The organism is Bdellovibrio sp. HCB288 (genome assembly GCF_047305935.1).
Classification (GTDB): domain Bacteria; phylum Bdellovibrionota; class Bdellovibrionia; order Bdellovibrionales; family Bdellovibrionaceae; genus Bdellovibrio.
Genome location: NZ_CP178619.1, coordinates 3,044,293 through 3,057,095 on the forward strand (window position 1 = coordinate 3,044,293; position 12,803 = coordinate 3,057,095).

14 protein-coding genes are annotated in these 12,803 nt (G+C 45.3%); 5 read left to right on the forward strand and 9 right to left on the reverse strand.

Features of this window, described 5'->3' with window-relative positions; translation table 11 throughout:
- Position 1: 1 nt before the first annotated feature.
- From ACLVWR_RS14885 to ACLVWR_RS14920, 8 genes are all read right to left on the reverse strand, one after another.
- Entirely contained in the window at positions 2–649 is a 648-nt protein-coding gene (locus ACLVWR_RS14885) for a sulfite exporter TauE/SafE family protein (protein ID WP_413581413.1), read from the reverse strand.
- On the reverse strand, positions 649–2,049 hold the full coding sequence (ccoG, locus tag ACLVWR_RS14890) for a cytochrome c oxidase accessory protein CcoG (RefSeq protein WP_413581414.1): 1,401 nt from the start codon (positions 2,047–2,049) through the stop codon (positions 649–651). Before ccoG ends, ACLVWR_RS14885 begins: the two co-directional genes overlap by 1 nt.
- Positions 2,046–2,615 (reverse strand): cbb3-type cytochrome c oxidase N-terminal domain-containing protein, encoded by a 570-nt coding sequence (locus tag ACLVWR_RS14895; protein WP_413581415.1) that lies wholly within the window; start codon positions 2,613–2,615, stop codon positions 2,046–2,048. The genes ccoG and ACLVWR_RS14895 overlap by 4 nt, the downstream gene beginning before the upstream one ends.
- Positions 2,599–2,784 carry a cbb3-type cytochrome oxidase subunit 3 gene (locus ACLVWR_RS14900; protein WP_413581416.1) on the reverse strand — a complete coding sequence of 62 codons (186 nt, stop codon included), beginning with the start codon at positions 2,782–2,784 and terminating at the stop codon, positions 2,599–2,601. Before ACLVWR_RS14900 ends, ACLVWR_RS14895 begins: the two co-directional genes overlap by 17 nt.
- Positions 2,781–4,904 (reverse strand): cytochrome-c oxidase, cbb3-type subunit I, encoded by a 2,124-nt coding sequence (gene ccoN / locus ACLVWR_RS14905; protein WP_413581417.1) that lies wholly within the window; start codon positions 4,902–4,904, stop codon positions 2,781–2,783. Before ccoN ends, ACLVWR_RS14900 begins: the two co-directional genes overlap by 4 nt.
- Positions 4,888–5,055, reverse strand: coding sequence for a cbb3-type cytochrome oxidase assembly protein CcoS (gene ccoS / locus ACLVWR_RS14910; protein WP_413581418.1), 168 nt, complete (start codon positions 5,053–5,055; stop codon positions 4,888–4,890). Before ccoS ends, ccoN begins: the two co-directional genes overlap by 17 nt.
- Complete coding sequence (locus tag ACLVWR_RS14915) at positions 5,052–7,223, reverse strand: heavy metal translocating P-type ATPase (protein ID WP_413581419.1); 2,172 nt, start codon at positions 7,221–7,223, stop codon at positions 5,052–5,054. Before ACLVWR_RS14915 ends, ccoS begins: the two co-directional genes overlap by 4 nt.
- Before the next feature lie 259 nt (positions 7,224–7,482).
- Positions 7,483–7,776 carry a helix-turn-helix domain-containing protein gene (locus tag ACLVWR_RS14920; protein WP_413581420.1) on the reverse strand — a complete coding sequence of 98 codons (294 nt, stop codon included), beginning with the start codon at positions 7,774–7,776 and terminating at the stop codon, positions 7,483–7,485.
- 108 nt (positions 7,777–7,884) lie between these two features.
- Here ACLVWR_RS14920 and ACLVWR_RS14925 point away from each other — a divergent pair, with 108 nt between their 5' ends.
- Positions 7,885–8,535, forward strand: coding sequence for a hypothetical protein (locus ACLVWR_RS14925; RefSeq protein WP_413581421.1), 651 nt, complete (start codon positions 7,885–7,887; stop codon positions 8,533–8,535).
- A 20-nt stretch (positions 8,536–8,555) separates the two neighbouring features.
- Positions 8,556–9,179 carry an iron-containing redox enzyme family protein gene (locus ACLVWR_RS14930; protein WP_340596259.1) on the forward strand — a complete coding sequence of 208 codons (624 nt, stop codon included), beginning with the start codon at positions 8,556–8,558 and terminating at the stop codon, positions 9,177–9,179.
- Here ACLVWR_RS14930 and ACLVWR_RS14935 read toward each other — a convergent pair.
- Positions 9,136–9,825 (reverse strand): hypothetical protein, encoded by a 690-nt coding sequence (locus tag ACLVWR_RS14935; RefSeq protein ID WP_413581422.1) that lies wholly within the window; start codon positions 9,823–9,825, stop codon positions 9,136–9,138. The genes ACLVWR_RS14930 and ACLVWR_RS14935 overlap by 44 nt on opposite strands.
- A gap of 186 nt (positions 9,826–10,011) precedes the next feature.
- Between ACLVWR_RS14935 and ACLVWR_RS14940 the strand changes: the two genes are divergently transcribed.
- The 3 genes from ACLVWR_RS14940 to ACLVWR_RS14950 all read left to right on the forward strand — a co-directional run bounded on the left by ACLVWR_RS14940 (position 10,012) and on the right by ACLVWR_RS14950 (position 12,334).
- The gene (locus ACLVWR_RS14940; RefSeq protein WP_413581423.1) at positions 10,012–11,334 is read left to right on the forward strand and encodes a hypothetical protein; all 1,323 of its coding nucleotides are present in this window, start codon (positions 10,012–10,014) and stop codon (positions 11,332–11,334) included.
- 171 nt (positions 11,335–11,505) lie between these two features.
- Complete coding sequence (locus ACLVWR_RS14945) at positions 11,506–11,856, forward strand: hypothetical protein (RefSeq protein ID WP_413581424.1); 351 nt, start codon at positions 11,506–11,508, stop codon at positions 11,854–11,856.
- A 205-nt stretch (positions 11,857–12,061) separates the two neighbouring features.
- Positions 12,062–12,334 carry a hypothetical protein gene (locus ACLVWR_RS14950; RefSeq protein ID WP_413581425.1) on the forward strand — a complete coding sequence of 91 codons (273 nt, stop codon included), beginning with the start codon at positions 12,062–12,064 and terminating at the stop codon, positions 12,332–12,334.
- Positions 12,335–12,803 lie beyond the last annotated feature (469 nt).

Below are 12,803 nucleotides of genomic sequence, written 5' to 3' on the forward strand. Positions count from 1 at the left end.
TTCACCCATGGTGAGAAAAGAAAAAGAAACTCCAAAGCGAATACCCCGAAGCTACAACTAATATACAGCCTGCAATCCGCTGTTGTCGTAACGGAATCTGCCGAAGGCCTTTTTGAATCATAGCCGGGAGTATCGCTAAAGCGGGAAGGCCACCCACCCAAAATAAAAACATAAGCGCGCCACCCATCAAGGGACTCTGTAATGCGACGGCTGCCGTCACATAGGTATACAACCAACCACAAGGTAGTAGTCCGGTCAGAAAACCTACCACGAAACCAGATTGATTTAGATGAAACTTTCTTAGTTGACGAAAAACTTTGATCAATCCATGTGGATCAACTTTAGGAGCTATTCTACTTCCCCAGCGCGGAGCAATTAGTCGAATTCCCATACTGAACAAAACCAAAGCAAAGATCACGGCAGAGGCTGTGCGCAACCATGCATACTCTGATGCCAGCAACAGTTGTCCCATTCCCCCGGCCAAAACGCCCAGAGTGACATAAGAAATCAAGCGCCCCAGGTGATAGCTCAGTAAGGACTTTCGTTCTCCCATCAGGCAGGCGATGGGGCTGCACATGGCAGCGCAGTGCCAGCTTCCCAGAAAGCTTGTGCTTAATATTCCAATGGCAAGCATGACTCCCGGGTTCATTATCGTGGCCCCACAAGGATTAGTTCTTTTTCACTGTGATTAATCGAATTGTCGTGACGGCTTTCGATTCGAACTTTGGTTTTAACCTGTCCAGAGGTTCCTTTAAACATTTCTTCAGGAAGTCGCACAAAGAAATACCATTCGCGGGCTTCGTGAGCTTGCAGTACCAATGGATTTTCACCAATCGTCAATACAGCGCCAGCCCTGATAACTTCTTCATCCAAAGAAAGTCTATACTCAGTAGGAACGCGCTCCTGATTTTGAATATGGATTTTGAATTGGTTTTGAATGATATCTTTGCTCTCTTCGACCTGAATATACGAATAAGGAAGACCTTGTCCGCGCAGCAATGTCCAGTGAAAGGCATCACGGGTGGTGATGGCATAAGTCAGTCCCGAGATCAGCATTAGCAATGCGGCCATATAAACCATTGGGCGCGGTCGAGTTAATTTGATTTTACTAAAATCCAGGGTGTCATAGCGAATAAGGCCCTTGGGTTTTCCCACCTTATCCATAATCTCATCGCAAGCATCCACACACGCTGTGCAGGCAATGCATTCCATTTGCAGTCCATTGCGTATGTCGATTCCTGTTGGGCATGCATTTACACAACGGTTGCAGGCAACGCAGTCGCCTTGGGTGCTGCCGGCTGGAACCTGGCCACGGCGTGGCTCACCACGTTTGGTGTCATAAACGACAGCCAGGGACTTGTTATCGATAAGCAGTGATTGGAAGCGACCATAAGGGCACATGATCACGCAGAACTGTTCGCGGAACCATGCAAAATCGAATAGCACCAATGCCGTTACAATCGAAACCAATAGGAAGTAGCTCCAGTTTTCAGACGGCGGATTTTCCATCATGCGTATCAGGCTCTTCGCTCCGGCAAAGTAGGCAATAAAACTGTGTGCGATCAGCGACGACACTAAAATGAATAGAACCCATTTGCTTCCGGTTTTCCGAAACTTAGTAAACGTCCAAGGGTCTGTACGAAGCTTGCGGCGTTCAACATAGCCACCTTCGGTCCATTTTTCGATTCGTCTGAAGACGGCTTCAATAAACACCGTTTGTGGGCAAGCCCAGCCACACCACACGCGGCCCCAGACGGAGGTAACAAATGCCAAACCCAGCACAATGGTGCCCAATATGAAAAACAACAGGGGAGTGTCGTGGGCATGAAATAATATTCCAAAGAATGAAAATTCTCGATCAGGGATATTAATCAGAACGGTTTGGATACCACGAATTGTGGTCCATGGCAGAATCAAAAAGATCACCAATAAAACGGCATGCACCCACGTGCGGTGCCGTTTGTAAAAACCTTTCACCTCTGCAGGAATGATCGCGATGCGATCACCGTATTCATCAACAGAGGTGAGAAGGTTTGGATCGAGACTCATTTCGCTTCTTCTCCTTGAGGTGGTTTCGCACCTGCGGGTTTGGAATCCAACTTGGACATAATATACTTTGCTGTTGCATAAAGTTCGTCACGTTTCAGAACAGGACCCCACGGTGGCATCCCTTTTTCAGCGGCGCCGTCGCGAATGACTTTTACTATATCCATACGCGTCCCTTTGCCATGAATCCAGAAATGATCCGTCAGATTTGGACCAATCAATCCTTGCAGTTCCTGACCATGACAAGCGGCACACTTACTGGTGAAGACCGCAACGCCCATGTTGGTGTCAATTTTAACAAAGGCTTCTCGAAGTGATTCTTCGGTTTCAATGGGAGCGGAAGCCACTGATTCTGATTTCTGTTTTTCAAGTTCGGCCATGTTTACTGCCAACTCTTCTTTTAATGTCAGTCCGCCCGCGAACTGATAGTGCAAAAAGTAGAGAGCGCTAAAAATGATCGTCAGGAAAAACAGCCACAGCCACCAGGTTGGCAGGTTGTTGTCGTGCTCGATAATGCCATCATACTCATGAAAGTGCTGCTGATTCTGGTCATTATTTTGGTCGTGCATTTGAAAACTCCTCGTCCATTAGGGGCATTTTTTCCATATCCCCGTAGTGATGCTTGCTGTTTTTGCGAAATACCCAAAGCAAAACACAAACAAAGAACGTAAAAAATATGACCAGACCAAAAGACGTCAGATAGGTATCTGTAAAGGCTTGTAACCCTAGTTGTTTCATTGAGCTTTTCCTTTCTGACCCAAGGACTGCAGATAGGCGATCAAAGCCACGATTTCCTTTTTCTCCATTCCACGGGGACCACCGTTTGCTTCGATGTCAGCAGCGATTTCCTTTGCCTGTTTCTGAGCGATGCCATCAGCATTTGCGGCCGTGTTGTCATCATAAGGCACGCCTAAAAGCTTCATGACAGAGACTTCTTTACGCAGACGCATGAAGTTCGTGTCTTTATCAGCCAGCCATGGATAGTTTGGCATGATGCTGCTTGGAGTGACGGCGCGCGGGTCCATCATATGGCTGAAGTGCCATAGGTTCGGATACTTTTTGCCAACGCGGGCAAGATCCGGTCCCGTCCGTTTTGATCCCCATTGGAACGGACGATCCCACATGGATTCTTCAATCGTGGAAGCAGGTCCGTAACGTAATACTTCTGATGCGATCGGGCGGATTTGTTGCGAGTGGCAGACATAACAACCTTCACGGATGTAAACGCTGCGACCTGCAATTTCAAGGGGCGTGTACGGGTCTGTGATTTGAGCCGGATTGATGTATTTATGTAGAGAAAGAGTCGGGTAAATTTCAATGAATGAACCGACTGCTATTGCCAGGAAGGCAAGCACAGAGAATACAAATCCCATGCCTTCCAGTTTTCTATGGTCTGAAGTATAAACCTCACTATAGCCAGTTCTGGTGACCTCAACCACGTCCTCATTCGCTTGGGGCGGAGCCAGTTTGATTGTTTTATAGATGTTGTAGCACATCAATAGGAAGCCAATCAGGAAGAGTGTTCCGCCCAAGGCGCGGGCCCAGTAAAGAGGAACAATGCGCACAACTGTTTCCATGAAGTCAGGGTAAACCAGTGTGCCTTCTTTAGTGACTGCTCTCCACATCGAGCCTTGTGTGATGCCGGCAACAACCATTGAAACGTAGTACAAAATGACGCCGGCAAGACCCAGCCAAAAGTGGTTCTCCAAAAGTTTCTTGGAATAAAGCTGCGTTTTCCAAAGGCGTGGAACCATGTAGTAAAGCATCCCGAATGTCAGGAAGCCATTCCAACCCAAGGTCCCCCCGTGCACGTGACCAACAATCCAATCGGTATAGTGTCCCAAAGCGCTTACTGATTTAATGGAAAGAAGTGGTCCCTCAAAGGTTGCCATTCCATAGAAAGTCAAAGCTGCCACAAAGAACTTAAGAAGCGGTTCTGTACGAAGCAAGTTCCACGAACCTTTTAAAGTCAAAAGGCCATTGATCATTCCGCCCCATGAAGGAGCCAGAAGCATCACGGAGAAAATCATCCCCAATGTTTGAGCCCATTCTGGTAAAGAGGTGTATAGCAAGTGATGGGGGCCAGCCCAAATATAGATGAACACCAATGACCAAAAGTGAATGATAGACAGACGGTAAGAGTAAACCGGGCGATTGGCGGCTTTTGGGATGTAGTAGTACATCAATCCCAAAAACGGGGTTGTCAGGAAAAAGGCCACGGCATTATGTCCGTACCACCACTGTACCAAGGCGTCCTGGATACCTGCGTACACCGGATAAGACTTCATGAAGGCGACTGGGATCTCAATGGAATTCACAATATGCAAAACAGCCACCGTGATTATTGTTGAGATATAAAACCACAACGCCACGTAAAGATGCTTTTCACGACGACGGTGAATCGTCATGAAGAAATTTACCGCAAAAACAACCCAGATGACGGCGATCGCAATGTCAATCGGCCACTCCAGCTCTGCGTATTCTTTCGCCTGGGAGTATCCCAGTGGTAAAGTGATCGCTGCCGCGACGATAATAAGTTGCCAGCCCCAGAAGTGAATGGCTGAAAGGGTGTCTGAGAACATGCGTGTTTTCAGAAGTCTTTGAGATGAGTGGTAAATCCCGGCGAAGATCGCATTACCACCAAAAGCAAAAATTGCCGCGTTGGTGTGTAAGGGGCGCAGTCTGCCGAAAGTAAGCCATTCCATATTCATGTTGGCCGGCCACCATGGAATCTGAATGGCTGCGATCAAGCCGAAAAGAAATGCCGCCACAGCCCAGACCATGGTGGCTATCGCGAATTTCTTTACGATGTCGTCGTCGTAGATAATTTTCTCTACAACCTTATTTGATGTGTTCACGTTCAGTCCTTTCGTTTTCATCCAAAAGCATGCGGTGGGCGGGAGTCTCCAGATCATCGAATTGACCTTTGGAGTTCGCCCAAAAAAATGAGTACAGAAAACCTGCGCCCAGTAGTAAAGCCATCGGAATCATAAGTAATAATATATTCATCTCATCCCCCAAAGTGAGGTGAGTACGATCAGCGCCGAGCTGATCGGCATCAGAATTGCCGCCATCATGGGATCAATAAACCCCAACAATGCGGCAGCTCCGCCCAGCAAGTTATAAATTAACGACACGGATAAAGTTCTGGTAAGAACCTTGCGGGTTCTCTCAGCCAAGGCAAAAAGGTCCAGCAAGGGATTCAATCCGCCACGGGTGAAGTATACATCTGCATATTGCAGACTCAGGTCGACGCTACCTTTGACAGCAATACCGACAGAGGCGTTTTTTAATGATAGTGAATCGTTGGCGCCATCACCGATCATGCATGTTTGGTCGTGGGTTTTTATAAATTCAAATTTTTCCTGAGGAGACATTTCTCCCAACGCGTTTTCATTTGGAATGAAACATTTCTGGGCAACTTCTTTAGTTCGATCATTCGTGTCGCCGGAGAGCAAAAAAGTTTGAATTCCTTTTGCGTGAAGTCTTTTGACAACTGCAGGTGCCTCTTCGCGCAAACGGTCTTCAAAGAAGATGTGACATACGGTCATTCCATTTTTTTGAACTTGAATGGCCATTTGAGATTTTTCGTCGAGTGCGTTCGCCGTACTGATTTTGTATTGGTCACCGTGAATCTGGCCTTTTACGCCATACCCTACAATCTCATGCAAATCGGTGATGCGGCTGGATGGAGTGGTGTCAGCCCATGCTTGACGAATTGCAAAAGCGATAGGGTGTTGAGACGACGACTCCAGTCCAAGGATGATGGACTTTAAATCAGCGGAAAGATCTGCCGGCACGCTCTGCGTAAGGCTTAAATTTCCCGTTGTCAGTGTTCCAGTTTTATCAAAAAAGACATTCTTGATTTCCAAAACCTTCTCAAAGACGTTTGAGCTTTTAATTAAAATTCCTTGTTTCTGTGCTTTCTTTAAAGCAAGTCCCAAAGTTAAAGGAGATCCAAATGCCAGTGCGCAAGGACACGCAATGACAATCAAAGCCAAGGCTCTTTGTAGTGCCACGGTCAGGTCCACGAAGGAGTATCCAATCGCAAAAACCGCTGCCAACGAAAAGACACCAATTATCAAATGCTGAGCTAGACGCTCCGTAAGCCCCACGAAATGACTTTTTTGATAACTTTTCTGATCCAAATCCTGAAATAACTGACCTATTTTGCTTTTTTCAAAAGAGACCTTGGCCTGCATCAGAACAGGACTGCTTAGAAGTTTCGTTCCTCCGAGAAGTTGCATCCCTTGGGAATAAACTTGTGGTACAGATTCACCATTGAACAGGGAAGAATCCACCGTGGCGCTTTCGCCCAACAGTTCACAGTCAGTCGGGAGAGTTTGTCCTGATCTGATGCGGATAATGTCATCAGGTCGTATAAGATTCCATGGAATCAATCTGGAGGTATCGTTATTCATGCACTCGTAGATTTGATCCTTGAAGTAGGTCTCCATGCGTGCAGGAGCAAGATAGTTTTGCTGCACTCTTTTCAACAGATAGCGTGCGCTGAGGATTAGAAACAGAAAACTTGCGGTGCTGTCGTAATAAATGTCACCCTTGCCGTTAATGAAGTTCCAAGTGGATAGAGAGAATCCACTCAACATGGCGATGGTAATCGGCAAGTCCACGTTCATGGTGCGAAATTTTAGCGCATTCAGGGTGCCATGATAAAACGGTTGAGCGCTGTACATCAAGACGGGCAAAAACAACAAAAGTCCAACAGCATTAAAAGCTTTTTCCCACACGCCGGAAAGTCCTGCATATATCGGAATCGTGAATAGCATTATATTTCCGGCGCAGAAGCCTGCGACCGCGATGCGTTTTAAGAATGTTCGGTTTTCCTGAGTGTATTTATCCTGGATATTATCTGCCGAACCGATTAATCGGGGAGTGTAGCCCAATTCCGAAATGGCCTGAGCCACCTTTGCTAACGAGCCCTCGGGTGCGAGTGTCACCGCCACCGTGGATTGTCCAAAGTTGACCCGTGCTTCTGAAACTCCAGGACAGTATTCCGTGAGTTTTTCAATCAAGTGCACGCAGGAAGAACAGTGCATGCCCTCGCAAAAAATCAGGTAGTCATATCCTTTGTCGATACCTTGTTTGTACTGGGTTTGAAATTCGGGTTGGTCCAGATAGGCAAAGGGATTTTTATCAGAAAGATTTATAAAACCCATTTGGGTGCTCAAGATCCGGCATGCTTCACAACAGTACTCGAATCCATTCGAGGGACTCAGGCAGTATTTGCATGTGGTTAGCCGATCGAGCTCCATGTGTTCAGTCTCCTAACATGTGCTTGATATCCTTATCGACGATATCTTAAGGATTAGCAATGCTGAGGACACAGCAGGAGTTAAAATCCACCTCGGGTGGAGTCTGGGAGTGCTACATCAGTTAATAAAAAGTAGATGATGGCGACTCAACTAAGATCACTCTTTATTGCAGCGATTTCATAGCCTTTTTAATTTTTCCGGATTCTGTAAAGACATTTTGTTGGTTCGTTGTGATTTCGCTAATTTGTCCTTCAAGGATGTAGTTGAAAAACGTCTCACGAGGGGAATCGTAGATACGCGCCAGTTCACCTATGACAAGTATAGGAGGTTGGGAGATGTTGCATTCCCAATCAGAAACAATTTGCCCCGATTCGTAACCAAGAATCTCTGCGACTTGAGTCTGAGACAGACCTTTGACTTTTCGGCAATAGGCTAGAAATTCACCGTACGAATTCATTTTCTCAACTCTCCACTAAACATTTCTCTGTGCACATCCGAAATATCATCGTGTTTATGTTTATACAAACACGGAAATGTTTCTACCTAAAAACCAAGAGGAATTTACATGAACTTTTCATATCGTCTCATCTATACGACGGGTGCAAAAACGGCTCAGGAGATCGGTTACGTAAATAAGTGTTACCACCTTTGGGCCAGTGAGTTTGGCGCGGATTTGGCTTCACGTGGAGCAAAACTTAATCACGATGAATTTCAGCGTGCCAGAGTGATTGCGGTGGTTCTAAAGGATGACGAAGTCGCTGGATTCCATTTGTACAGTCCTTTTGACTTGCGTGAAAGCAGCAGCCTTGATCATTCATACGTTCGTGCGATGTCTGAAGAGGCTAAAACCAAACTTCTTGAAAAGAACATCAATTCATTCCTGGCAATGGAGTATTTAACGGTAGCCCCGGGCTTCCGTACCAAAGAAGCCGGTGGACCTAAAGTGGCGGAGCTTATCGTGCGCTTGGGTCTTAAAGTCATGAATGAGTTAAATCTTGAAGGTGCTCTTGGGATTGCACGTATGGACCGCAAGGTTAATTTCCTTGGCGATTTGATCGGATTCACGGAAATTGCTCAAATCAGCAAATACAACAATCTCTGCTCGGTCATGGTGATGAGTAAATACGAAACACCAAGAGAAGCAGATGATTTCACCAAAAAGACAGTGGAAACCCTTTGGGGTGGTATGCCACAAACTTCAAAAATCGCAGCTTAATTCAAATTACAGGAGAATTTATGAAACCAGCAGAATTCAGAGCAAAAGCCACTGCCAAAGTGGATGAGATGTGTAACTTTATTGAAACCATGCCGTGGGAAAGTGTTAACTTTTACAGTTCATGGGTTGCACAAACCAACGCATTCGTTGCGCATACATCGACATTCCTGAATATGTGCAATGATCTTTTACCTAAAAGCCATCCATTGAAAGCCCAATTCGAACACCATATCGAAGAGGAGGCGGGTCATGAGAAAATGAGTAAGAATGATTTGAAGTTCATGCGCAGCGAATCTTCTCATGTTTTCAACTTCACCGATGTTTTCTGGAAAACCCAATACTATTGGATTAAAGAAGTCGGTCCTACGTCACATTTGGGATACTCGCTTTTCCTTGAAGGATTGGCTGCGAAATCAGGTCCAAAAGTTTTAAACAGAATCAAAGCGGCAGGTATTAAAGGTTATACTTTCCTGAAAGTTCACGCCGAAGAGGACGTTGAGCATTTTCAGGATGTATTGAAGGCGGTGGATCAGGTTACTGATCTTGAACGCGCACATATCTATCAGAATCTGTGCGAGTCCATGGAAATCTATTACAGAATTATGAATGAGTGTGCAAAGGTAGCGCACCCTCAAGCAGCCTAAAGGTTTCCAAGGCCGCAACGGCAACCACAGTGGTGCCAATTGTAATTGGGGCCACTGCCCGGATCTGCACTTCAGAAACATAACGACCCTGAGAACGAATTTCCTTAACAGTATGAGTGGGAATGTTCGGTTTCAGGGTTGCTTTATTTAATCCCATAAACGTCTCGTACCCGATCTCCTGTAGTTTGTCGGAGATGACAGAATCTCTTTCGTACAAGTTCCACCATTGACCGGAAAACATCACATCCGGCGCATAGGATGAAAAATCAAACAACTCAGGGTTCGCAAATAAGCGGCGGTTGTCGCTGCCAAAAATCTCAACAACGTCTCCATCCTGAATTTGGTTGATAAAACTCTCGGGAGCCGAGAAGTTCAAACGCGACAGATAGTAGCGGAAAATATCTTTTGTTTTTTTGTGATTTCCACCCGAAGCCACAAATTCCAGAATAAGCTTGGACCATCTTTCAAGGTCCTGCAGAAGATCCAGCTGCTCCGTGTTTGAAAGAGTGAAAAAGTGGTCGTCAAACCGTGAAGATAAATAGACTCTGCCAGTGGCCTTCAAAGCCTCACGCAAAAGCAGGCGGGCTTCCGTATATTGTTCAGAGATGTTTGCGAAAGGGATTTCGTTGACTGCACTATTTTCCATGTTCCCTGTGTACCATCTAGAGCTAAATAAACAAATATTTTCCAACTTACCCTATGGAGTTTGCATGTTTGACCAAAATATAGGCAGGCAAATGGGAAAAAATATATACCTACGGTTGTTTATAGCGATGGGTCCAAAGAGGGCATGAATCTGGAACTATCAAATATCAATAAGAGGAATCCAGTTATGAAAAAGCATATATTCGTTAGCGCTTTCATATTGTTGACAGTTGGCTGCCAACCGAACAGTGACGGTAATCTATTGTCTCATTCTGGGATAGATCCCTTTACGACGAAATCCGCGAACTCCGATGAAGGAACTGTTAAGACTCTGCAAAGAGGTTCGGTTTCCCGGCTTGATCAAACTATTACAGCAGGGCAATCATCCGACGATTCCGCTTTTAACTCTAATTCCTCAAATGCGGCTATTTCTGGAATGGTCTTCGAAGCTGTTGTGCGTTTGCGAATGGATCTGGCTGGAGATTCATCGACCACTCCAGAATCGGAAGCATTTGATAAACTATTTGAATCGGTCACAGGTGGAGAAGACCTGACGTTCTATCAAGCTTTAAAGTCCAATAGGTATATTTTTGATCTTTCACTAGCTGAAGGAAAAGTAAATCAGATGGATATCAATGTTCTTGCGCAAGCCTTCAAACAGGCGGCCGCATCCTACGGGTTGGATGTCGCAGCTCAAGAGCTCATCTCGCAGGGGATCTTAAAAAGAACTGCTTTGTTGATGCCATTGGCGTCTCAGAAAATGCTGGCAGCGGTGAATGGGGAGTTGCTGCAAAAGAGGGTAAACACACTCGCCAAGTCGACAGCGCTGAAATTCGAAGACTTTTGCCCAAGCTTGAGTTCCTTCGTCACTGCAGCAGAGAGTTTTTACGAGGATAAACAATATGTTCTGCCGACGCTGATTAAAAATAAAATAAAGTATATAAAAGACACTTTGAAATCGGAAATCGCAGCATGCGCAAAGGGCTCAGGAGTGCGTTCCGAAGAGTCCATGAAAAATGTTGAATCGACTTTTGAAATGGTGACCTTCGATTTGGGTTCATTGGAGCTTTATTTAACTCCAAGAAACGACTTTAATTGGGAGGAATACAAGAATTTCAAAATCAAAGCCTATCTGGCTGAGGCGCTGGTTGCCTCAAAAGCACAATTACAAGCTATCGATGTGGATTGCTCAGTCAATGGTGAAAAGTTGCAATCATCAGCTACGGAAGTTTCCGAAAATGAGTCTGTTGCGTTTGAATACCTTGTTGATGGAGTTGCTCCCATCGTATTGGAACGAATGCCGTCTCAAAGGGGGCTGACTCTGGCATTCGTTGCCAAGGATATCAAAATCACAAACGTCAAAGGAATGAGTTTTACCAAGATAAAACCTGAGACTCTTGTTTCTGCTATCAATCTGGTTCCAGGAATCAGTCAGGAATTCAGTCTCCTGTTCACACCAAAAAGCACCTCTGTCGAATCAATCCTGAAGTGCAAAGCTAAGGGGCACTGATCGATCTGGCCGAATATTGGAGTCAGCAGATTCGGGAATGCTCCTCATAATTCCTGCGAGGAGATTCCACGAATATCGCACTATGAAACTACCAAACACGAGAATTCTTATTTTGCGTTCTTAATGCATTCTCTTCAGATATTCTGCCTGACACGAGTGGGGTATTTGTTGATGAACTTTCCTGTTTCTGCACTTCTTGGTTTCTTACTTGTCTTTCAGACGATGAATCGGTTGAATCAATTGAATCCTCTTCCTGAAAGAATCAAAACTACAGTCACTGCGTACCAGGATCAACGCTATCAAAATATTGATCGCCAGATTTTGCAGGACGCACTCGAGTTTCAGAATCCTCATCGGTTTACCGTTGTTCCGGCAAAGCCACTTGTGACTTTTGAAAAGTATCTGGCAATGCAGAAAAAGAAATCCATCAAGCGTCGCATAGCAAGTGTAGGGAAGCCCAGGAAGGTTTCGCAAAAGTTGCGTAAGCAGCAAAAGCCTGCCGCCAGAGTGGCAAATCGATAGTCTCAGTTTGAATCAATTCACCGTGTATATCTTGTTCATGTCTGTTTCCTAGTCATCTTTCTGGAAACGGACCGGGTTTCAAGGGCTTCCATCGGTGGAGCGGAGATATTCCAGGTATAAGTACTCATACCCGTCTTCGCAATATCAACAACTTAACCCCTGGTCTGTTCCTTGCTTTGAAGAGTATCCAAGCACCGGGGGGAACATGTTTCAAAAAATAGTTTTGCTTCTTGTTTCTAGTTTGTATTTGTCACTGGCCTCTGCGCGCAGTGATTTCAACTCTATGATTGAGAGCGCCAATCAAGAGGGGCAAGCGCTCCAACAAAATCTCGCGCGAGCTGTGAGCTCCGAGAATTCATTCTCTGCTGATGTCGTCTCTGTGAAGCGAGAGCGCGCCTACAATCCCGTGACGTTTAATCCTTTGGTGGAAAACGACGGAGATGTTGAAGTGATCGTGAAAGACAGGGATTCCAAATAAAGATCTAAAGATAGGTTCAGCTAGTTCTTTATATATGTGGGTTTTATGAATGGGTTCCCCGTTTCTATATATAGAACGGGGATTTTTAGTTCTGTTCGAAGCCTTTCTCAGCTTTCATTTGAAATTACCGCCTGATTCTGCCTATTTGTTGGGGCCTGATATTTCAGCATGAAGCGCCGCGGAGTTAGTTTCTGCCCATATTCTTAGCAAAAAGTGCACTTTTTGCCTGATTAAACTGCATCCGAAAATAAATAAAAAAGCCCTTGCCTGGTTTGGGTAATGGGCCTATAACTCAGCCTCACCGCCGCGATGTTTGAAAAATCAAACACAAACAGCTGACCTAACTTATTGATTTGTATTCAATAATGTTTTTTCTTGCTGGCAGCTGGTCTGATCAAACGATTTTCTGAATTTTTTCTTTTTGAAAAAAATTGAGAAAAAAGTTTGAGAGGGTGTTGACAAGGGCTTC